Origin of the sequence: Akkermansia sp. N21116 (assembly GCF_029854705.2) — a bacterium.
GTDB lineage: Bacteria > Verrucomicrobiota > Verrucomicrobiia > Verrucomicrobiales > Akkermansiaceae > Akkermansia.
This window is the reverse complement of record NZ_CP139035.1, coordinates 243,478-265,426: the sequence shown is the minus strand read 5'-3', so window position 1 is coordinate 265,426 and position 21,949 is coordinate 243,478. Positions and strand designations below refer to the sequence as shown.

Sequence of the window (21,949 nt, the reverse complement as noted above, 5' to 3'; positions counted from 1 at the left end):
GTTGTCCTGATTCCACTTGTTTCCCTGTTCGGTGGTGGGCATAATCCGCTTCGTGAATACGGATACCCGACGCTGGATTGAACAGGACAAGAAACACTGCTGGCACCCTTTCACGGCGCAATCGCAATGGTGTGACCCGGACTTTGAACCCTTGATGCTGGTCTCCGGTCAGGGCGTTTGGCTGGAAGATAGCGAAGGACGCCGTTATATCGATGGCAACAGCTCTATTTGGTGCAATATCCATGGTCATGGGCATCCGTCCATCATTGCGGCGATGAAAGCTCAGTTGGATAAGGTGTGCCAGACATCCTACCTCGGATTCGCCCATCCCCTGGCATCGGAGTTGGCGGAACGTCTGTGTGCGTTTTTCCCTGAAGGGACGTTGTCTCGCGTATTTTACTCTGATGATGGATCGACGGCATTGGAGTCTGCCATCAAAATGGAACGTCAGTACCGCATCCAAACGGGGCAGGAAGGACGCCAGGGATTTATCGCTTTCGATAACTGTTACCATGGGGATACGATGGGGGCCGCCGCCCTCGGGGGAGTAAGCTTGTACTTCGACCGTTTTCGTGCAGCGGGGTTTGATGTGAGGCATGTTCGCTGCATGGAGGAATTGCGTAGCCTCCCGGCTTCTGTAATTACCGGTACGGCAGCAGTGGTGATCGAGCCTGTCGTACAAGGAGTCAACAGGATTAACGTATGGCCAGAAGGGATGTTGCGCGAACTTCGTGCCTGGACGGAGGAGAACGGGATACACCTGATTCTTGATGAGGTGATGACCGGATATGGACGCACGGGCCATATGTTTGCCTGTCTCAAGGAAGGTGTCGTACCGGATTTCCTTTGTACGGCCAAAGGACTGACGTCCGGCTATACTCCTATGGCAGCAACGCTAACCCGGGAGGAAATCTACAATGCTTTCCTGGGAGAAGAACGCAGAGCTTTTTTCTATGGTCATACTTTCACAGCCCACCAATTGGGATGTGCGACGGCTATGGCCAGTCTGGACGTGTTCCGGGATGAAGCCGTGCTGGAGTCCTTGCCCCCCAAGATCGCCTTGATGCGAGAACTGGCAAAGGATGCCTGCCAAAAGTCTGTTTTTTTGAGTGGTTTCCGCCAAGCCGGCATGGTGATGGGTATTGATGTTTCCCGTCCGGACGGTTCCCCTTATCCCAAGGAATGGGGAATGGGGATGAATGCTTGTCTTGCCATGAGACCCTATGGCCTTCTGACTCGTCCGATTGTGGATACTATCGTTGTCATGCCTCCCCTGTGCATTAACGAGCAGGAACTGAGAGCTCTATTTTACGCATTGATCCGAGGTGTCGAAGATGCCTGTCTTGCCGCTGAAAAAAATGCGTGACGGGCGTATTTCCTGAAGAAGATAAAAAACGAAAAGGCTGCCCGCTGTGATTTTGAAGCTTGGCGGGCAGCCCTTTCTTATAAGATCGGGAAGGAGAGATGCTTTTTACTGAGCATCCATGGCAGGTTGTCCCCGGAGGGGCTTGCCGTTGTATTCTCCGGTCAATGTATTGAGGAAGGCTACGATCTTGCTGACTTCTTCCTTGGTGGGCTTGGGCTGGCCAATCTGGTAATTGAACATTTTATCAACGGCTTCTGCCAGAGTTTTGGCGGAGGCGTCGTGCATGTACGGCCAAGTTAGTGCAACGTTACGCAGGGTAGGAACACGGAATTTGTGGATGTCGCTCTGGGACTTGGTGAAGTTCATGCGCCCATTGTCATCCTGGGTCAGCGGACGATTACCAAAGAAATTACCTTTGAGATCGGCAAATTCGAAGGATTGTCCCCCCATGGCAACGCCGACATGGCAGACTTGGCAGCCGTTCTTCTTAAAGAGGGCGTAACCTTCCTTGGCTTCCTTGCTGATGGCGTTTTCATCTCCCTTGAGGTAACGGTCAAAGGGACTGTTGGGGGTGATGAGGGTCTTCTCGTATTCGGCGATGGCATTGGTGATCGTCTTGGCACTGTAGCCTTCAGGATAGACGGCGAGGAATTCTTTGGTCAGAGGCTCGTCCTGCTTCAGTTTATTGGCGATGGCATTCCAGTCTTCAGGATGGGCATAACCCATTTCGACAGGATTGAGGGGGGGGCCGCCAGCTTGTTCTTCCAGATTTTTGGCACGTCCGTCCCAGAACTGGATGAAGTGGAAGGCTGCATTGAAAACGGTCGGGGCATTGATGCCGCCTTTTTGTCCTTTGACGCCTTCGGAGACGGGGAGATTGTCTGTACCGGCCTTGTCGAGGACGTGGCAGGTGGAACAGGCAACCGTATTGTCAATGGAGAGGCGTTTGTCGTGGAAGAGTTTCTCTCCGAGAGCTACTTTCCTGGCATCGACAGGGAGAGCGTCCGGGATGGGTTGGATCGGTTCCGTTTTGAATTGGGGAGCCACCGGGCTTCCTGCGTATTTGGAAACGCGGGTGTCGCGAATCCAGTTCAGGATGGCGTCTTTTTCCTGTGGCTTCAAGGTAGAACCCCAATGGACAGCCGTAAAGGAAGGTGGCGGCATGGAACCGGAGGAAATGGCGTGTTCCAACTTGGCCCATGTTACTTCCGTCATGGGCTGTGACATGTCGAAAGCACGGATGCCATTGCGGATGTGGCGTGCCTGCAGTCCGCCGGAAAGCGTGTTGAGGAGCCCCAGTTTGGTATAACCTGGAACATGGCATTCCGAACATTTGTTCTTCAATGTAGCTTCCACGAGAGCCTTGGCCTGGGCGGGAGACAGTTTTTGGGGAGAGGGCGATCCCGGAATCAGCAGGGGAGACAAGGCTGCGGATACAACGAAGGTTCCTCCGGCGATCAATACTGATTTAGAGAGGCTGCAAAGCTTGTTCATCATTCGGTAGGGTAAGGGTTGCGGTGTAGGTTTAACCTAGGACTGATCATGGTAAAATCAAGAACGTTTTTAAATTTCTCCCGCTTTTTTGAGATCTTCATTGATGGCATCCATGACGTCGGCTTCGGGGTGGAAGCTGGCGGCGTGATAGGAGCTTCTGACGAGAGGGCCGGAGGCGACGTGCCGGAATCCTTTGTCTCGGGCGATTTGTTCGTAACGGGCGAAATCATCCGGGTGGACGAATCGGACGACAGGCAAGTGATTTTTCGTCGGGCGGAGATATTGTCCCATGGTGAGGACGGTGACGCCGTGAGTGAGAAGATCGTCCATGGTTTTGAAGATTTCGTCTTCGGTTTCTCCGAGACCGAGCATGATGCCGCTTTTGGTGGAGACTTTGCCGTCAACCATTTCCTTGGCTCGTTGCAGGACGCGCAGGGAGCGGCGATACTGGGCACGGAAGCGGACGAGGGGAGAGAGGCGTTCGACGGTTTCCAGGTTGTGCCCGAAGATGTGCGGACGGGAATCCATCATGGTGCGCAGGGAAGATTCCTTTTCGTTGAAATCGGAGGTGAGCACTTCGATGACCGTTGATGGGCTGGCTTTGCGGATGGCTCGGACGACATTGGCGAAGTGGGTTGCGGCTCCATCGGGCAAATCGTCGCGCGTGACCATAGTGATCACGGCGTGCTTGAGCTGCATATGGACGATGGCATCGGCGACATGGGAGGGTTCTTCGGGATCCAGGGGCAGGGGCTTGGCTGTTTTGGTAGCACAGAAGCCGCAGGCGCGTGTACAACGATCTCCGGCGATCATGAAAGTAGCTGTTTTCTGGCTCCAGCATTCGTACCGATTCGGGCAGTGGGCTTCTTCACAGACGGTGAAGAGCTTTTTACCTTCAATCAGGTGTTTGACATCCCAGAACTCTTGGCCACTGGGTAATTTGACCTTGATCCAGGAGGGCTTGCGTTCCATGGCCGAATCTTCGTCGTGGTGTGAGTTGCATCCCATAGCGGGGATTAGATTGCCTTGAGTGCGCCGGTAATGCAAATGCAAATAGCAGCGAATTTCGCCGATATGTATGGCATATCTTCGCTTTTGGCTTGTGGGCAGACAGGGTGAATATTATTCGTCGTCGTTTTCTTCGGACGTTTCGCGGGCGGCTAACTTTCGTTCTTTGGCCGTGCGCCGGGCTGCCCGGAAAAATTGCTGGATGTCGTCCAGGCATTCTTGTCCGAGGACACCGGGAATAACTTCACATTTGTGATTGAGCGGAGGGTTGGCATCAAGGAGGTTGATCCATCCTCCGGCGGCTCCCGCCTTCGCATCGGGACATCCGAAAACAACCCGTGACGGACGGCAGTGGACGATGGCTCCTGCGCACATGGGGCAGGGTTCCTTGGTGACGTAAAGCGTGCAGCCGTCAAGCCTCCAGTCGCCGATGGCTTCCTGGGCGGCTGTCAGGGCGATCATTTCCGCGTGGGCTGTAGCATCCTTAAGCGTTTCTACCTGGTTCCATCCGCGGGCGATGACGTGTCCGTCCTTGACGATGACGGCACCGATGGGAACCTCGCCTTTGGCCAGGGCTTTTCGGGATTCGCGCATGGCCTGGCGCATGAACCATTCGTCGGAGCCGGGAAGTTCGATGGAAAAACTCATGTGCACCTATCATGCGGATTCATCATTCCGGGATCAAGCAGCAGTTTTTACTTTTCAGTATGCGGCGATTGGGCATGATGTCCCGGCATGACGAATGACAAGCCCAGCGCGATTGCGATCGATTTCGGAGGAACTTCCATCAAGATGGGAGTGACCCGCGGTGAAGAATTGGTAACCGTTGCCCCTCCTATTCCGACAGGGGCGTTCGGCAGCCCTCAGGCAATTATTGAGGCGATGATTGCAACGGCGCGGGAGTTGAGGAATAATTGTCCGGATGTAGCCGCTATCGGCATGGGGATGCCGGGCTGGTGCGATTACCATCGTGGTATCCTCTACCAGTTGACGAATGTTCCGGTGTGGGATCACGAAGTTCCCGTTCTTCAGATGATGGAGGAGGCTCTGAAGCTCCCTGCCGTGCTGGATAACGATGCCAATTGCATGGCTTACGCGGAGTGGAAGATGGGTGCGGGCAAGGGCTTGCAGAGCCTGGTCTGCCTGACGATGGGGACGGGGATTGGCGGCGGTATGGTCATGTTTGACCGCATGGTGAGAGGCAGAAGGGTGTCTGCCGCGGAATTGGGGCAGACGAGTATCGACTATCAGGGGCGCCGGGGACCGTTTGGTAACAAAGGGGCCATTGAGGAATACATTGGTAATAACGAATTGGCTGCGGATGCTGTTGCCCGGTATGCCGAGGCGGGTATTTTTAAACTCCCGGCAGATTGTACGCCGCGTGAATTGGAGCGTTCCGCCCGGGAGGGCTGCCCCATTGCCCTGGGTATCTGGGAGGATTGTGCGGATAAGCTGGCCTGTCTGATCATGAATATGATGTACGCTTTTGTTCCGGAAGCTTTTATTATCGGGGGAGGTGTTGCCAAGGCAGGGGATCTGCTCTTTGCTCCGCTGCGGCGATCTCTGGAAGAACAACTTTTCTTCCTGCACAAGCAGGAACTTGTCTTGCTCCCTGCAAGGTTCGGCTCCGAGGCAGGGCTGATCGGAGCCGGTGCTATGGCAGTTGATGAAATCCTGGGATTGGGCGAGTTGGAACGTTTTCGCCGCTGATGTACCGGAGGAATCCGGGAATTCGGAAAATGGAATGGTTAAAAAAATATTCAATAGGTCGCCCTTTTTGCTCGCCGGAGTCATGATTTCGTCCTAGCATCGCGCCACACTGTCATGCGTCCTAATCTTCATGAAATCAATTTGCATGAACGCCCCCTCCTCGTGTTCTGGGAGGTGACCCGTGCCTGCGCCCTTGCTTGCAAGCATTGCCGGGCGACGGCCCAGCCGCATGCACACCCCGATGAGTTGAACAGTGCGGAAGCTCTGAAACTGGTCGATGACCTGGTAGGTCTCAATCCCGCGATGCTGGTTCTTACCGGCGGAGATCCGGTGATGCGCCGCGACATCCACGACATCATCCGGGCGGCAGCCGGGAAGGGGCTGCATGTGGCCTTGAGTCCGGCGGCTACGGCCCGCCTGTTGCATGAGGACTTTGCCGCCCTGAAGGAATCCGGCGTGAAGAGTATGTCCCTGAGTCTGGACGGAGCTACTGAGGCGACGCATGATGCCTTCCGGGGAATTCCCCATACCTTTGAACGGACTCTGGAAGCGGCTCGCCGCGCTCGTGAGGCAGGGATCCATCTTCAAGTTAACACGACGATTACCAGGAGTACGCTGGCGGAGTTCGATGCCTTTGTCGAGCTGGTGAAGGAAATACGGCCCGACATGTGGAGCGTGTTTCTTTTGGTACCGACGGGCCGTGCGATTCTTGACCAGATGCCGACGGCCGAACAGGTCGAGGAAGTGTGGCACAGGCTGGCGCAGGTCAGCAAGGAAGTGCCGTTCGGTGTCAAGACGACGGAAGGCCATCACTTTCGTCGTGTTGCCCTGCAGGAAGCCCGGGCGCATGGTGAAAAACCGGCCCGCCGTGCCGTGCCTACCCGCGATGGCAAAGGGATTCTGTTTATTTCCCACACGGGTGAGATCCAGCCCTCCGGCTTTTTGCCGGTAACGACCGGGAACGTGCGTTCCGACAATGTGGCAGACGTGTACCGCAACCACCCGCTTTTTCGGAAACTGCGCGACGACAATGCCCTGACCGGCAAATGCGGGCGTTGTGAGTACAGGACGGTTTGCGGTGGTTCGCGTTCCCGTGCCTACGCTGTGTTTGGGGATGCCTTTGCCGAGGATAATCTTTGCTGTTACCAACCCGTCAAAAAAACTTCTTCCCATGATTAATATTACACGACTTTGGACAGGCTCCGAACAGCCTGCGGACCATTTGAGATACGGTTCCGGTCACGGTGCCGGCCGCGCCGCAGGAGGTGCGGCGGAAGGGTGTTCGCCCACATCCTCCCGGAGCCGCAAACCGATTGTCGTCTGGAACGTCACCCGCACCTGCAACCTCCGTTGCGTCCATTGCTATGCCGATGCCTCCGCTAACAAGTTTGACGGTGAACTGGACTGGGATCAATGTTGTTCCGTCATTGACGACCTGGCCGAGTACCAGGTCAATGCCCTGTTGTTCTCCGGCGGTGAGCCGATGGTTCATCCCCGTTTCCTCGACCTTGTCGAGCGTGCCACCGGCAAGGGACTCAAAGTGACCATTTCGACGAATGGTACGAGAATTACTCCTGAAATCGCTGCCCGCCTTAAGGAGCTCAATACCGCCTATGTTGGCATTTCCCTGGACGGCATCGGCGAAGTGCATGACCAGTTTCGCGGCGTGAAGGGTAGCTTCGAACAAGCTGTCCGCGGGTTCCGCCTGTGCAGCGAAGCCGGGCAGAAGACCGGCCTGCGTCTGACTCTGACGCGCAACAATGTCCAGTGCATGGAACAAATCCTGGACTTTATCGACGAGCAGGACATCCAGCGTGTCTGCTTCTATCACCTCGTTCCGACCGGACGCGGTGTGGAAGTACAGACCCTCCATCCCGATGAAGCTCGCGATGCCATGGATTCCCTGATTCGTCGTGTCGAACAATGGAAGTCGGAAGGCAAAACGCGCGAAGTGCTTACGGTGACCCAGCCTGCCGACGGTATTTATCTGCTCTTGCGCCAGCTCAGGGAAGGTTCTCCTCGTGCTGCCGAAACACTTCGGCTTTTGCGTTGGAATGGCGGCGGTTCCAATAGTTCCGGCCGCGGCATTGCCAACATCGACACTCAGGGCCTCGTCCATCCCGACCAATTCTGGCAGTCCGTGACCCTCGGGTGCGTTAAAAACGACAAATTCTCCGATATATGGGAAGCCCGTGCCGGAGCCGCTGTGGACATCTTGCCCGAATTGCGGGCTTCGGATGATCCGTTGGAACGCCAGAAAAATATCCAGGGACGTTGCCATACCTGCCGTCACTTTGCCCTCTGCGGCGGCGGTTTCCGCACGCGTGCCGCCTTTGCCAATGGGCATTGGTACGGTTCGGATCCCGGGTGCTACCTTACCGACGAAGAGACGCAGACGGAACTGCCTGCGGACATTTGATTTGGTTTTGTTGCGAGTCTGGACTGATTGCCCAATCGGGGGTAACTGTCTCTGAAAGAAAGTTTGTCTCTATTCCAGAGTCATGGAGGGAGGACAATCCTTTTCATATTTTGCCTATATCTTTTGAAAAAGATATCGCAAGCTGGTGAAATTTGTGTCCTGAATGGATTATGGACTCGCCACGCAGGCTTGCGTGATGTACTGGTCATGACATTATGAACGTAGATTTGTTGCGCCGCGTATGCGAGGCTCCGGGAGCACCGGGATTTGAACATGCCATCCGTGATTTGCTGATTGATGAAGTGGAACCTCTCGTTGATTCCATTCGTGTAGACAATATCGGCAATGTCATTGCCTATGTCGAAGGTAAGGACACGACTAAGACGGTAATGGTGGCCGCCCACATGGACGAAATCGGTTTTATGGTGCGCCACATTGACGACAGGGGCTTCATCAAGTTCCTGCCTCTGGGTGGCTTCGATCCGAAGACGCTGACCGCCCAGCGGGTGATTGTACATGGCAAGAAGGATCTCGTCGGCGTTATGGGTGTGAAGCCTATCCATGTGATGACGGCCGCCGAACGCGCGAAGATGCCCGAACTCGGCGATTACTATATCGACCTTGGCATGAGCAAGGACGAGGTGAAGAAGTACGTGAAAGTGGGCGATTGTGTAACGCGTGAACGCGATCTGATCGAAATGGGCGATTGCGTCAATTCCAAGTCCATGGACAATCGCGCCGGATGTTTCGTCCTGCTGGAAGCCCTTCGCCAGATCAGCAAGGGTAAAAAGAAACCCGCTTTCAATGTGGCGGCTGTCTTTACGGTTCAGGAAGAAGTGGGCCTCCGCGGAGCCCAGGCCAGCACGCTGGAAATCCAGCCGGATTTCTCCATTGCCCTGGACGTGACGATTGCGTTCGATACTCCCGGCGCTTCGGAAGTGGAATATGTCTCCAAGCTGGGCGATGGCGCTGCGATCAAGCTGTACGACGGTTCGGTGATCTGCGACCGTCGCATGGTAGACTTCCTGACGGCAACTGCCGAATCGAAGAAGATCAAGTTCCAGTACGAAATGCTGCCTGCCGGCGGCACGGATGCCGGTGCCATGCAGAAGTTCACGGCCAGCGGCTCCATTACCGGGGCTCTTTCCATTCCCCTGCGCAATATGCACCAGGTGATTGAAATGGCGAACAAGGAAGACGTCGATGCCTGCTCGGACTTGCTTGCTGCCGCTCTCGTCGGCATGGATTCCTGGGATTGGGCCTGGGGAGCCGTCAACGAAGCTCCGAAAAAACCGGCCAAGGCCGCGAAGGTTCCCAAGGATAAGAAGAAAGCCAAGTAACGATTTCTTCCTCTTCCCTGACTGGGATAAAGCTAGGCTCCGCCTCATCTTATAGGATGGGGCGGAGCCTTCCGTCTATTGTGATTGTTGGAATGGAAACTTTCCTCTCCGGTACGGAGGTTTCCGTGTGCGGGCTGGGAAAGGGTAATCTGTTACGGTGGGAGGCAGATGCCTTTTCCCCGTGTCCCGATGGAGGATTTGCCCTTTGCTTTAATCGTACAGCGTGGTCAGGTTCATGGCGTATAGGCCTTCGTCCGGGACGAAGCCATTACGTTCGTAGAAGGTTTTGCCGGGCGTGTACGTGATGAGGACGACGCGGAGGTAGTCCTTGTAGTGGTCCTTCGCCATTTCCAGGAGTTTCTGTCCGATTCCCCGGTTTTGATAGGAGGAATGGACAAGCATGTAGTGGATGTAGGCGGTCATGGTTTTGTCGTCCATGGAAGCAGCCAGTCCGACGAGTTTGTCGCCGTCCCAAGCGGAAAAGACGGAACCGTAGTTTCTCAGCGCTTCGACAAGCAAGTCAGGGTAGTGACCGGAGGACCAGTTGACGGAGAGGAAAAGTTCTTCCAGTTCCGCACGGTTGAATTTTTTATGATCCTTGTACGTAATGTCCATGCCGATGGGGGGAGTTGAGTTTTCGGGAACAATATTCTGCCTGATTCGGATCAGGAAGGAAATAGGGGAAAACTTCCTCTCGTGTCATGATTGCGGTAGCTTCCTGATCCATTTGTTACGCTGCGAAAACCGGATGAAAACGGCGATCGTGACGAGGACGGAGAGGACATCCGCCGTGGGGAAGCTGTACCAGACGCCAGAATAGCCCCAGTACTTCGGCAGGATGAACAAGGCAGGGATGAGGAAGATCAATTGGCGCGTCGTGGAGAGAAAAACGGAAATGCGGGCCTTGCCGATGGCCTGGAAAAAGTTGCCGATAACGATCTGTCCTCCTACAAGAGGATAGGCCAGAGTGGTCAGATGGAGTCCCGTGATGGTGAAAATGGCCAGTTCTCCCTTGGCGTTGAACAGGGAGGCAATCAAGTGGGGGAAGATCTGGCTGACCAGGAAGCCGGCCGTGGTGAAGACGGTACCTCCCAGAATGGCGTATTTGAGGGCTTGCCGGACGCGGTCGAAGTGACGGGCTCCATAGTTGTAGCCGACGATGGGCTGCATGCCTTGGGTGATGCCGATAGTGAGCATGATGAAAAGGATCAGGACGCGGTTGATGATGCCGAACGCGCCCACGGCAAGGTCGCCTCCGGTACTCAGGAGGCTGCGGTTGACAATGATGGCGACGGCGCAGGCACAAGCATTTACCAGGAAGGGCGCCATGCCGATGGAGAGGATGGGCAGAATGATGCTCCATCGCAGACGGTAGATTCCGGCCCGGAAGTGGACGGTGCTGTTTGGCTTGCAGAAGTGGAGGATAACCCATGCCAAACCGACGATTTGCGAAATGAGGGTGGCGGAGGCTGCACCTGTCATTCCCCATTGGAAGACAAAGATGAAGAGCGGGGCCAGAATGAAGTTGATGACAACCGTCAACATCATGGAGTACATCGCCTTCTGGGGGTATCCCGTCGAGCGCATGACGTTGTTGAGGTTGAAAAAGGAATGGGTGATGGGCATGCCCAGAAGAATGATCCTCATGAAGTCGTAGGCGTAGGGCAGCGTCTGTTCGCTGGCGCCGAAGAGAAGCAGGATATCCTTCAGGAAAAAGACAGTCACCGGACCGATCAGGAGGCCGGTGATGAAACCCAGCATGATGACGTTCCCCAGCACTTTCTGGGCGGAGCGCGTTTTTTGGGCGCCCAGTTTCAGGGAAGAGACGGTGGCTCCGCCGAGGCCGATCAAAGTGCTGATGGCGATGGACAGATTCATGATCGGGAAGGTGATGGCCATGCCCGACAGGGCGAGGTCTCCGATGCCGTGTCCGATGAAGATACTGTCTACAATGTTGTACAGGGACATGACGACCATGCCGGCGATGGCGGGAAGGGAATATTTGATGAGGAGGCGAAAGATCGGTTCCTCCTCCAGTGCGCGTATATTGCCGGATCGACCCATAGTTGCAGGACTATAGGCGGTCATATGAAGAGAGGCAATCCCTATGAAAGTACGATACGATTTTTTGCTTCCTTCCCGGATGGAATCCTTTATGGTGGCATGTCAGGGTATGGCTAGTAAAAAATCGTTTGAACTTTTTGAAGAGACTGCACTGGGCGGCAGGGCGAAATGTGCGAGCGGGCCGTTGACTGCCATGGGATTGACGTTCCTGGCCGGAGCCTATATTGCTCTGGGCGGTTTTTTGGCCGTGAGGGCAGGGGCCTTTTTCCCGTCCGATTTATGGGGGAATGCCGGGAAGCTGGCGTTTGCATCGGTGTTCCCGCTGGGACTGATGCTGGTGGTGGTTTGCGGAGCGGATTTGTTTACGGGAAATTGCATGTTGCTGGCGAGTGCCTGTTCCTGTCGCCGGATATCCCTGGTGCAGGGCGTGCGGTGTGGTGCGGTGTCGTGGTGCGGCAATTTCGTAGGAGCCTTGTTCGTTGCCTGGTTTATGGCATATGCGACCGGGTTGATCTTTGATACGGCTGTCGTGGGACAGGCGAAAACGATGCCTTATGCCGAGTCGGTTGTGAATCTCGCCAACGCCAAGTGCCATCTGGGATTTGCGGAGGCCTTCTGGCGTGGCGTCGGTTGTAACTGGCTGGTGTGCCTGGCAGTGTATGCGGCGCTTGCCGCCGAGGATGTAATGGGGAAGATTGCCGCCCTCTGGTTCCCGACGATGGCCTTTGTCGCTTTAGGAATGGAACACTGTATTGCTAACATGTTTTTCATTCCCCTCGGGATTTGGACGGGTACGGACGAACGGTATCTGGCGTATGTAGGTTCCGGCAAGTCTCCGGCGTTGACGGCATCCTGGGATGCTTTCTTTGCGGGGAATCTCCTCCCCGTGACGCTGGGCAATATCGTCGGAGGTGCTGTTTTGGTTTCCGGAGTGTACTTGATGGCGTACCGGAAAAACCTGTCCGGACGGAAAGGGTAATGATGCCGGAACCGAATAGCCGGGACAGGGATATCGGTGGATTCTTCGGACTTGAGATGCCGGAGTACGACAACTGCCCCCAGGGATGCGGCGGTACGGGCATTTTGTTGAACTCCGGGCGTTCCGCCTTCGAGTATATTTTGCGTTCCCGGGAAGATATTGACTGCATATGGGTACCGTACTATACGTGTCCCACAGTGCTGGAACCGCTCGTACGCCTGGGCATTCCGTATGCATTTTACACGGTTGATGAGCATTTGGAACCGGCAGAAAGTTTTTTGTCCGGGCTGGCGGAGGATGATTGGCTGCTGTATACCAATTACTTTGGGATCAAAGAGAAAACGGTCGATTCCCTGTGTTCCTTCCGTCCGGATCGTTTGATTTTGGATCAATCTCTGGCACTGTATTCTCCATTGCGTACGGGCGTTCCCGCCTTCTACAGCCCGAGGAAGTTTTCCGGATTGCCGGACGGAGGCATTGCGGTGCTGGATGCTCCGATGGTTCCCCGGCCAACCCGCGATGAGTCCGCAACGTGGGCTTCTTTTCTCTTCGTGAGCGCGGAGTTGGGAGCCGAAGCCGCCTCCGCTCTTTGCGAAGCCAGCGAAGAACGCTTGCACAATACCGGTATGCTTGCCATGTCCCTCTTGACGGAAAAACTGATGCGGGGGATCGATTACGATCATGCCCGACAACGCAGGCTTGCCAATTTCCGTTTCCTTCATGAACGTCTGGGAGGACTTAACCGTCTGAAAATCGACGAATCCTCAGTATCCGTACCCTCCTGTTATCCTTTGTGGAGTAGTATGCCTGATTTGCGCAATGAGTTGATCGACAGACGCATTCTTATCCCCACCCTGTGGCCGGAAATCCTCGACTCGGCTCCTTCCACTGGTTTGGAACACCGCCTGGTCCTTAACCTTCTGCCTCTTCCCATCGACCAGCGCTATACCGAAGAAGACATGCAGCGCATCATTGATGCCGTATTGGCATTTTTCTGTTAAAATTTTGTACGGCTGGTAGTAGTGTTGATTATCTTTTCCTTTGGTTATTGCGATTGTCTAGCTTTGAGAGATCGTAGCTATGTGTGATTTCTTTCGATAAGAAAATATCATATTCTATGATGTAACAACTCTTTACCCATGTATGGGAAGGAACATACAGGGGAGACGGGATAAATCGATATATTGTATTTATTTTCAAATAAATTTGTGATGATTGGTTCACTTTTCAGTGAGTTGTTGTGTTGATGCTTCTTGTGTAATCATGTGGCTTTTTTATGAAAAACATATATGATAGAGACATTGCCAGAAGGTTTGAAAATTCTTTTGTCTTCGGTGGACAGTGGATTTTTCGGCGATGGACAGGATTATTTAGGTAATATGACAGGAGAAAAAGTAAAAACGTGCCTCTGGCTCTTCTGGATCAACTTGTTCATTGGGGCTTTCACCTTTGGGGGAGGCTACATTGTGGTGCCGATGATCCAGAAGTACTACGTCCGGGGGAAGCAGTTGTTTTCCAAGGAAGAACTGTTGGGGATGGCGGCGGTAGCACAGTCCGCACCTGGGGCGATTGCCGTCAATTTGTCTGCTCTTGCCGGGTTCCGTGCAGCAGGTTTATGGGGGGTGCTGGTGAGTTGTCTGGGGGCGATTTTGCCTCCGCTGGTGATTCTGTCGGTTGTGGCGGTTTGGTATGAGGCTTTTTGTGCGAATCCTTCGGTGGAAGCGGTATTGCGAGGGATGCAGGCCGGAGTAGCGGCGTTGATTGTGGATATTGTGGTCGATATGTGGCGGATGATTCTTCGGAAAAAGTCTTGGTGGTTGAGTGTGATGGTGCCGGGAACTTTTCTGGCGAGTTTTGTATTTCAGGTGAACATTGCCCTCATTCTGGCCGTTTGTTGTGTGTTGAGCTTGTGGCGTATTCGTGTGGAGTTGCGGAAGCGGGAAGGGGGGGCGGAATGATGCAGGGAGTATGGCAGCTTTTTTCGGTCTTTTTGCAGATCGGCATGTTCAGTATCGGAGGAGGGTATGCTGTTATCCCGATGATTCGTGACCAGGTGGTTATCCAGCAGGGATGGATATCCCAGAGGATGTTCACCGACATTATTACGCTGTCTCAGATGACGCCCGGGCCGCTGGCTCTCAATACATCTACCTTCGTTGGACTGCAAATAGCCGGGCTTCCCGGAGCGGTTGCGGCGACGATGGGATGCGTCATCCCCGGTGTTGCGATTGCCCTGTTGTTATATCTTTTTTTTCAGCGTCACCGGGATTCTGCCTGTGTATCCGGCGTGCTGGAAGGATTGAAGGCGGCTTCCGTCGGGCTGATTATGTCGGCAGGAGGTACGATCCTGATGCTGACATTTTGCAATACTTTCAACTGGTATGCAGTAGATTCTGTGGATATGCCGAGCGTTGTCCTCTTCGTGGTGTCGTTGTATATGCTCAGAAAGTGGCGCTTGAACCCCATTCTGTTGATGTTGCTGACCGGAGCCGCGGGATACTGGATGTATTGACGGGTCCCTCGATATGGATTGGACTTGTGAATCAAGGCGGAATTGGAAAAACATCAAAAATGAATTTTCCAACCTTCAGATAACGTATTTCATGGTTAATACAATGAATAGAAATAGAATAAACAGGTTTTTCATTCCGTTGTTCTTCGGTATCGCGTGCTTTTGGGCCCAGATCGCATGTGGGGCTGTGGACGATGTTATCGAAGCACGTGCTTTGGCGGCGCGCGTGGTACCCCGGGAGGCCGGACGATTTTCTTTTGAGATGATCCCGGCGGAACAAGGCAGGGATGTTTATGAGTTGGAGTCGCAGGGAGATAAGATTCTCATCCGCGGCAATTCCTCCAATTCCATGGCTGTGGGGTTGAATCATTACCTGAAATATTATTGCAAGACCTCGGTGTCCTGGTATCTGGACGACCCGGTGGAACTGCCCGACCATTTGCCTCCCGTACCGGAAAAGGAACGGATTGTCGCCCGGACGGACAAGCGTTTTTTCCTGAATTATTGTACATTTGGCTATTCCATGCCTTGGTGGCAGTGGGATGAGTGGGAAAGGTTCATTGACTGGATGGCCATGAATGGGGTTAATATGCCGTTGGCTATTACGGGCCAGGAGGCTGTGTGGTACAAAGTGTGGCGGGAGATGGGACTGGAGGATCGGGAAATCCGCAATTATTTTACGGGACCGGCTCATCTTCCGTGGCATCGCATGACGAATTTCGATCGTTGGGGGGGCCTTTGCCGCATTCCTGGCTGGATCACCAGGCAGAATTGCAGAAGAAGATTGTCGCCCGGGAACGGGCTCTGAATATGACTCCTGTCCTGCCTGCTTTTGCCGGGCATGTTCCGCCGGAATTGAAGAGACTGTACAAGGATGCCAAAATTTCCAGGATGAGTTCTTGGGGAGGTTTCCGAGATGAATTCCGCAGTTATTTCCTGGATCCGCTGGATCCCCTTTTCTCCAAAATCCAGTCTGCCTTCCTGAAAGAGCAGGAACGGCTGTACGGCACGGATCATATCTACGGAGTAGATCCGTTCAATGAAATCACACCGCCGAGCTGGGACCCCGAATATCTGGCCCGGGTTGCCCGCCAAATTTATGGAACGATGACGCAGTGCGATCCTAAGGCGACATGGTTGCAGATGACGTGGCTGTTCTATTTTGACCGCAAGGATTGGACGAATCCCCGCATTGACGCTTTTGTCAACGCCGTCCCGAAGGGCAGGATGATTCTTCTGGATTATTTTGCCGAGAACACGGAGGTATGGAAGATGACGGAAAGTTATTTCGGACAACCCTTTTTGTGGTGCTACCTGGGTAACTTCGGCGGTAATACGATGCTGGCTGGCAATCTCCGGGAGACGGGCAAAAGGATCGAAAATGCCTTTGCCCGCGGCGGCGCCAATATGAACGGTCTCGGTTCGACGCTCGAGGGGCTTGATGTCAACCCGTTCATGTACGAATATGTGTTCGAGAAGGCCTGGAACCACCCCGTGAGCGATGACGAATGGATCCGGGCGTGGGCCGATCGCCGCGCCGGCAAGGCGGATCCCCGGGTTCGCAAGGCTTGGGCGGATCTGCTGGACAGGATCTATGTGAAAACGGCCCAACTGGGGCAAGGTACGTTGACTAATGCCCGTCCTTGCCTGAAAGGGCACGGCAACTGGACGACCAATCCGGGGATATCGTACAAAAATGAGGATCTTTTCCGCATTTGGGAGACTATGTTGAGTGCGGAAGGAACCGGGAGGGATGCCTATGGCTTTGACGTGGTGAATATTGGCAGGCAGGTGCTGGGCAATTACTTCCTCACTGTCCGGGATCGTTTTGCAGAGGCGTATTCGAAGAAGGATAAAGAGGCGTTGCGTAAAAACGGGGAAATAATGAGCGATATTCTCCGCGACATGAACCTGCTGCTATCATGCCATCCTGTGTTTTCCCTGGATCGCTGGCTTTCCGATGCCTCCAGAATCAGTTCGGATGCCGGGGAGCAGGCCTATTTCCGCCAGAATGCACGGTGTCTGATTTCCACATGGGGTGAGCGGGGGCAGAGTTTGAACGACTATGCCAACCGGTCTCTTGCCGGCATGATGGAGAGTTATTACGGCAAGCGGTGGAACTATTTCATCGACCAGGTCTGTCTGGCTGTCGAGCAGAACCGGGAATTTGATGAGAAGTCTTGTTTGCAAAAAATCTTGGATCTCGAACAGGAATGGGTGGAACAAGACGAACTTCCCGTTCGGCGGGAATCTCCGGATGCGACGGAGACTGCCCGTTCCCTCATGGAAAAATATAGGGGACTGATTCTTTAAACGCCTGGTCCGGGGCGGGTTAAGTTCCATAACAAGCTATAAGTTAAAAACATCTCCGGAATCATGGCCCGCTGAGACGCAAGAAGCGGATGTGCCATGGTTCCGGAGATGGATTATGTTATGGAATCAGTGATAATTATTAGAGTATTTCATGCTGGAAGGCCAGAAAAAGATGACATTTTTTTATGATACAGGGGAGATGATAACCCCATGATGGAACAAATGGATCAGCTCCTGATCGTCGATGAATTTACATTGATCGCCGGCTTTTTTGAAAATAGGAAAAAATGCGTTCATCTCGTGATCGGTGGGAGAGATTCCCAATCTTTCCAGTTTGATGCGGACGGCGTGCCTCCCGGAGTGTTTGGTCAGGGGGTATTCCGTTTCCGACCATCCGACGTCTTCCGGGCGCATGACTTCGTAGGTGGTCTTGTTTTTCAACATGCCATCCTGATGAATGCCGGAACCGTGAGCAAAGGCGTTGGCTCCGACAATGGCCTTGGAGCGGGGCACTGGCATGCCGCTTTCCCGGGCGACGATTTTGCTAGTGTGCAGAAGTTCCGGAGTATTGATGCTGGTGACGGCATTGTTGAAGAATGCGGAACGCGTGCGCAGAGCCATGATGACTTCCTCCAGCGCCGTATTGCCGGCCCGTTCACCAATGCCGTTGATGGTGCCTTCTACTTGGCGTGCCCCCGCGCGGATGGCAGCCAGAGAATTGGCGACGGCCATTCCCAGGTCGTCGTGGCAGTGGACGGAGAGGACGGCTCGGTCAATGTTGGAAACATTGCGGACCAGGTGGCTGATCAAGTGGCCGTATTCGTTCGGCATGGCATAGCCGACGGTATCGGGGATATTGACGATGCGTGCTCCTGCATCAATAACGGTTTCCGTGACTTCGGCAAGAAAATCCGGTTCTGTCCGGGAGGCATCCTCTGCCGAGAATTGAACCTCGCCAGCCAGATCTGAGGCCATGGAGACGGCGCTACGTGCCATGGCAAGCACTTCATTGCGGTTTTTGTTGAGCTTGTATTGGCGGTGAATGGGCGAGGTGGCCAGAACCAGGTGGATTCTGGCTCGTTCTCCGGCAGGGGCCAGTGCTCGGGCTGCAGCATCGATATCCTTGGTGACGCATCTGGCCAATCCGGCAATCCGGCTGGCGGAGGTTTCCCGGGCAATCGTTTCTACGGAGTTGAAATCTCCCGGGGAGATGACGGGAAAGCCGGCTTCGATGATATTAACGCCCAGGTGTTCCAACTGATGGGCGATCCGGACTTTTTGTTCCATGGTCATGCTGGCTCCCGGGCATTGTTCTCCGTCGCGCAGCGTGGTGTCGAAAATATCTATATGATTTTGAGGGATCATGAATGTAAAGGGGTAGAGGTGGGGCCTTCCCGGATCCATCCGGAAGGGCGAAGAGGGACATGGTGTCAAATGAATCAAATGCCGTTTTATTCAAGGGGCGCCGGAACGGCAGGACACCGGCGCATAGGGGATGATCTTCTCGGACTCAGCGTCCGAGAAGTAGCAAAAGAAGAGCCTTGGCGAAGAAGGTGTTCATTTGCGAAATCTCAATTCCAAATACCCAGCCCCGGCTTTTTGCCGGAAAGAAGGGACTTCTTTCTTTCTACTCTCGGAAGAACTTCGAGTCAAGGCCGGGTTTTGTGAGATGCGTGTTTGAGTTCCTCCTGGGATGTATGCGGCAAGCTGCGACGTAGGGGAAAGTATGGTTTCTTCCTGTCAGGTTTTTTCTAATGTGACTCGTCTTATTTCCCTGATGCGGAATTTTTTGATATGAACAAGGTCAAAGGGATGTTTGTGCAAACAACCTGCTTCTCCGTTGAATTGAGTTGCAGAGCATGTCTTGGAATGTTATGGATAGAATTGGTTCTTAACTGGATTATTGCCTTTTTTGTTATGACTGCGCCTCTGAAACGTATTTTTGTCAATGGATTCCCCAGCCGTTATGGCGGTGCGGGTACGGAACTTCATCACCAGATCATCCTTTGGCTGGAGATGGGGATGGATGTGAACCTCATCCCGACAAATGGCGGGGCGCAGAATGAGAGTCTGTACCTCGACATGGTTCGTCACGGTGTCCATATCCATGCCCCCAATGACTGGACTGTCCTTCAACCGGACGATGCCATTATAGGGTTTTGCAATGCGGAATTCCTGGATAACCTTCCGGCTATACGGGAACATACGAAACGCACCGTGTTCGTCAATTGCATGACTTGGCTTTTCGATAAGGAAAAGGAACGCATGCGGGAGGGGATGATCGGTATGTTTCTGTATCAGAATGAGGAGGTGCGTCAAAAGAACATGCCCCTCCTCAAGGCCTTGAATAATGATCCATCCATTGTGTTCCTGACCTTCAAACCCTATTTCCACAATGATTCCTTCCCGTTTGTTACGGAAAGAACGGACGAGTATTTCGGTTGCGGACGTATCTCAAGGCAGGACTCCGATAAATTTGCCAGAAATACCTTGCACATCTACGAGTATTTTGTCGCTCCCGTTTTCAAACGCGGACTTTTCCTGGGATTTGACCACCGTAGCGAGGCCAAGATCGGTCGTCCCTACGACTGGATCCGTACGGCGCGCGACCAGAATGAAGTTTCCCAGCAGGATTTTTACAAGCATTGCAAGATCATCCTCCAGCCGACGGATACGACGGAGAACTGGCCGCGTATCGGCTTTGAATCAATGGCGAGCGGCAGTGTCCTGATTGTGGATAATCGGGGAGGATGGAGGCAAATGGTGGAACACGGCAGAACGGGATGGCTCTGCGACCATGAACGGGATTTTATTTATTATGCTTCCAAGATGGCGTACGAACCCCACCTCCGGGAAGACATGGCGGAGGCTGCCCGTTTGCGTGGCTTGGAATTGGGCGGCATGGAGGCTTCCCAAGCCAGTTGGGAGGAAGTTTTCGAGGCCATGTCCCGGCTCCCTGTTTGAAGTTTTATCGTGGAATCGCCTGCAGCATATTTTCTCCTCGCATGGACAAGAAAGGAAAAACGAGAATTCTCGTCGGTATTTGTTCGGGGCAAAGTTACGCCGAACGAAGGAATGCCGTGCGTTCCACATGGCTCTCCCATTCTGCGCCTGGGGTGGAATGCCTGTTTTTCCTGGGAGGAGCTGTTCCGGAACAGGAACGGGCTGATACGATCGGACTCGATGTGCCCGATACGTACGGGGCCCTTCCTCTCAAAGTGCTGGCATTTTTCCGTTATGCGCTGGAACATTACGATTTTGACTGGTTATTCAAATGCGATGACGATACGTATCTGGATCTTTCCCGCCTGGGGGATCTTCCCGATGACCGGTACGGAATTATTGGCGATCTGCTGTTGGAGGAACGCCAGGCTCCCAGTGGAGGGGCCGGCTACATGCTTTCCCGGCGGATTGTCGAAAAAATTGTGGAGAGGAAGCATATTCCCCTGACCGGAGCGGAGGATTTGATCTTCGGGAAGATTGCTCTTGAGGTCGGGGCCGTTCCCTTGGCAACTCCCCGTTTGTTTTTGGCAGTCAATCGTTATCCTGCTCCTCATAATGATACGGTATCCTCCCATTGGTGTGATCCGGAAACCTTGCATGCGCTGGAGATACTCCGGCATTCACGGGCCCTCACTGCCTATTGCGGTGTTCATCCCCATTGGACGGATGAGTTGCTCTTCTTTCCTGGCGGGGTTTTCCGCCGGCGCCGTTCGGATTGTTTCGGTTGGTGGTCATTGACTCCCGATGGTGTCCTGACTTTGCGCTGGAAACTCTGGGCGGTCGAGCAACTGGTCTGGAAGGAGGACTCGTTCTCCAACGGTTCTTTGGGACTGAAAAAACTGGATCATCTTCCTTCCTTATGGGAACTCCTTCCTCTGCCGTCCGACTCCGTCGCGGGGGAAGCTCCTTCGCATACGGAAATCTCCTCAATGGAGCTTGTCCACGTGAGCCGTGAATCCCGTTTTTTGCAAGGTTGGTTCAACCAGACTCTTCTTCCCGGTAGTGAACAGATATCGTTCCTGTGGAAGGACGGGACAGTCAGGTTCTTCTTTTTGGAGCATATTGTGGAATCGATGGCTCAACAGGAATGGATTTTGTTTTTGAAGGAAATTTGGAGGGGACTTTGCCCGGGCGGGGTGATGAGGGTGGCGATAAAGGATGTTGCCCGCCTGGTAGATGCGTCTCCTATGGCGTATGATCAATTATTGAAATTGCAGTTCAACGTTCCGCGGACTCCTTCCTGGAAGCTGGATGCTTTGTTGCTTGCTGAAAAATGGCAATCGTTTTGGTCTCGTGAATCTCTCTCTGCCTGCCTGCGGTTGTATGGATTTGAAGTTTCGTTTCATACTCCGGGAGAATCGTCTCTATCGGAACTTTCCGGATTGGAACGGACTTCCCCCTCGCCGGACCAGCCCTTTGAGTTACTGGGGATTGTCTGTCTGGAAGCCCGGAAACCGGATGAACCGCGGCCGGAATGGCAGGGAGAATGAGTGGAGGCGGGGCCGAGAGGACCTGGAAGAAGTTTGTGGACGGAAACGGTTGGTTTTCTTTTTTATTGCGAAACTTGGTTTTCCATCTTGACTTTGTTTGTAAAGACGCGAATCTAAAGAATAGTACTGAAAGAGTTTTTTCCCCTTCCGTTTTTCTATAAAGTCTTACCATCGTTTCGCATATGGATACCCACCGTATTCCTCCTGCCGGTTCTTTATCGTCGAAAGAGCCTTTGTTCATTACTATTGAA

19 protein-coding genes are annotated in these 21,949 nt (G+C 53.7%); 13 read left to right on the top strand and 6 right to left on the bottom strand.

The genetic code is table 11. The features are described 5' to 3' along the window. Positions 1–52 precede the first annotated feature (52 nt). Positions 53–1,366, top strand: coding sequence for an aminotransferase class III-fold pyridoxal phosphate-dependent enzyme (locus QET93_RS01070; RefSeq protein WP_280132681.1), 1,314 nt, complete (start codon positions 53–55; stop codon positions 1,364–1,366). 105 nt (positions 1,367–1,471) lie between these two features. Here QET93_RS01070 and QET93_RS01065 read toward each other — a convergent pair whose 3' ends face one another. The 3 genes from QET93_RS01065 to tadA all read right to left on the bottom strand — a co-directional run bounded on the left by QET93_RS01065 (position 1,472) and on the right by tadA (position 4,516). Further along, complete coding sequence (locus QET93_RS01065; protein WP_280126613.1) at positions 1,472–2,863, bottom strand: cytochrome c peroxidase; 1,392 nt, start codon at positions 2,861–2,863, stop codon at positions 1,472–1,474. A gap of 66 nt (positions 2,864–2,929) precedes the next feature. Next, positions 2,930–3,868 carry a lipoyl synthase gene (lipA, locus tag QET93_RS01060; protein WP_280126614.1) on the bottom strand — a complete coding sequence of 313 codons (939 nt, stop codon included), beginning with the start codon at positions 3,866–3,868 and terminating at the stop codon, positions 2,930–2,932. Positions 3,869–3,982: 114 nt separating this feature from the next. After that, the gene (tadA, locus tag QET93_RS01055) at positions 3,983–4,516 is read right to left on the bottom strand and encodes a tRNA adenosine(34) deaminase TadA (RefSeq protein WP_280126615.1); all 534 of its coding nucleotides are present in this window, start codon (positions 4,514–4,516) and stop codon (positions 3,983–3,985) included. Positions 4,517–4,603: 87 nt separating this feature from the next. Between tadA and QET93_RS01050 the strand changes: the two genes are divergently transcribed. The 4 genes from QET93_RS01050 (at position 4,604) to QET93_RS01035 (ending at position 9,337) form a co-directional block, all read left to right on the top strand. Beyond that, positions 4,604–5,578 (top strand): ROK family protein, encoded by a 975-nt coding sequence (locus tag QET93_RS01050; RefSeq protein WP_280126616.1) that lies wholly within the window; start codon positions 4,604–4,606, stop codon positions 5,576–5,578. A gap of 114 nt (positions 5,579–5,692) precedes the next feature. After that, positions 5,693–6,757, top strand: a complete 1,065-nt coding sequence (locus QET93_RS01045; RefSeq protein WP_280126617.1) for a radical SAM protein — start codon at positions 5,693–5,695, stop codon at positions 6,755–6,757. Next, positions 6,750–7,997 (top strand): radical SAM protein, encoded by a 1,248-nt coding sequence (locus tag QET93_RS01040; RefSeq protein ID WP_280132680.1) that lies wholly within the window; start codon positions 6,750–6,752, stop codon positions 7,995–7,997. The genes QET93_RS01045 and QET93_RS01040 overlap by 8 nt, the downstream gene beginning before the upstream one ends. Before the next feature lie 215 nt (positions 7,998–8,212). Then, positions 8,213–9,337 (top strand): M42 family metallopeptidase, encoded by a 1,125-nt coding sequence (locus tag QET93_RS01035; RefSeq protein ID WP_280132679.1) that lies wholly within the window; start codon positions 8,213–8,215, stop codon positions 9,335–9,337. Positions 9,338–9,547: 210 nt separating this feature from the next. Here QET93_RS01035 and QET93_RS01030 read toward each other — a convergent pair whose 3' ends face one another. Together QET93_RS01030 and QET93_RS01025 are read right to left on the bottom strand one after the other, a co-directional pair. Beyond that, positions 9,548–9,952 (bottom strand): GNAT family N-acetyltransferase, encoded by a 405-nt coding sequence (locus QET93_RS01030; RefSeq protein ID WP_280126620.1) that lies wholly within the window; start codon positions 9,950–9,952, stop codon positions 9,548–9,550. An 84-nt stretch (positions 9,953–10,036) separates the two neighbouring features. Beyond that, positions 10,037–11,401 (bottom strand): MATE family efflux transporter, encoded by a 1,365-nt coding sequence (locus QET93_RS01025; RefSeq protein WP_280126621.1) that lies wholly within the window; start codon positions 11,399–11,401, stop codon positions 10,037–10,039. 109 nt (positions 11,402–11,510) lie between these two features. Here QET93_RS01025 and QET93_RS01020 point away from each other — a divergent pair, with 109 nt between their 5' ends. From QET93_RS01020 to QET93_RS00995, 6 genes are all read left to right on the top strand, one after another. Next, positions 11,511–12,380 (top strand): formate/nitrite transporter family protein, encoded by an 870-nt coding sequence (locus tag QET93_RS01020; protein ID WP_322190047.1) that lies wholly within the window; start codon positions 11,511–11,513, stop codon positions 12,378–12,380. Beyond that, positions 12,380–13,381: a hypothetical protein gene (locus tag QET93_RS01015; protein ID WP_280132677.1), complete on the top strand. Its 1,002-nt coding sequence runs from the start codon at positions 12,380–12,382 to the stop codon at positions 13,379–13,381. Before QET93_RS01020 ends, QET93_RS01015 begins: the two co-directional genes overlap by 1 nt. Positions 13,382–13,759: 378 nt before the next feature. Next, a complete protein-coding gene (locus tag QET93_RS01010; RefSeq protein ID WP_322190046.1) occupies positions 13,760–14,338 on the top strand; it encodes a chromate transporter in 579 nt (192 codons plus the stop codon). Next, on the top strand, positions 14,338–14,892 hold the full coding sequence (locus tag QET93_RS01005; protein ID WP_280132685.1) for a chromate transporter: 555 nt from the start codon (positions 14,338–14,340) through the stop codon (positions 14,890–14,892). Before QET93_RS01010 ends, QET93_RS01005 begins: the two co-directional genes overlap by 1 nt. 187 nt (positions 14,893–15,079) lie before the next feature. Then, on the top strand, positions 15,080–15,700 hold the full coding sequence (locus QET93_RS01000) for an alpha-N-acetylglucosaminidase TIM-barrel domain-containing protein (RefSeq protein ID WP_280132676.1): 621 nt from the start codon (positions 15,080–15,082) through the stop codon (positions 15,698–15,700). Then, the gene (locus tag QET93_RS00995; protein ID WP_280132675.1) at positions 15,631–17,205 is read left to right on the top strand and encodes an alpha-N-acetylglucosaminidase; all 1,575 of its coding nucleotides are present in this window, start codon (positions 15,631–15,633) and stop codon (positions 17,203–17,205) included. The genes QET93_RS01000 and QET93_RS00995 overlap by 70 nt, the downstream gene beginning before the upstream one ends. Before the next feature lie 183 nt (positions 17,206–17,388). Here QET93_RS00995 and QET93_RS00990 read toward each other — a convergent pair whose 3' ends face one another. Continuing rightward, positions 17,389–18,570: a 2-isopropylmalate synthase gene (locus QET93_RS00990; RefSeq protein ID WP_280132674.1), complete on the bottom strand. Its 1,182-nt coding sequence runs from the start codon at positions 18,568–18,570 to the stop codon at positions 17,389–17,391. A 552-nt stretch (positions 18,571–19,122) separates the two neighbouring features. Here QET93_RS00990 and QET93_RS00985 point away from each other — a divergent pair. Beyond that, a complete protein-coding gene (locus tag QET93_RS00985; protein WP_280132673.1) occupies positions 19,123–20,169 on the top strand; it encodes a glycosyltransferase in 1,047 nt (348 codons plus the stop codon). A gap of 41 nt (positions 20,170–20,210) precedes the next feature. Continuing rightward, the gene (locus QET93_RS00980; RefSeq protein ID WP_280132672.1) at positions 20,211–21,698 is read left to right on the top strand and encodes a hypothetical protein; all 1,488 of its coding nucleotides are present in this window, start codon (positions 20,211–20,213) and stop codon (positions 21,696–21,698) included. Positions 21,699–21,949 lie beyond the last annotated feature (251 nt).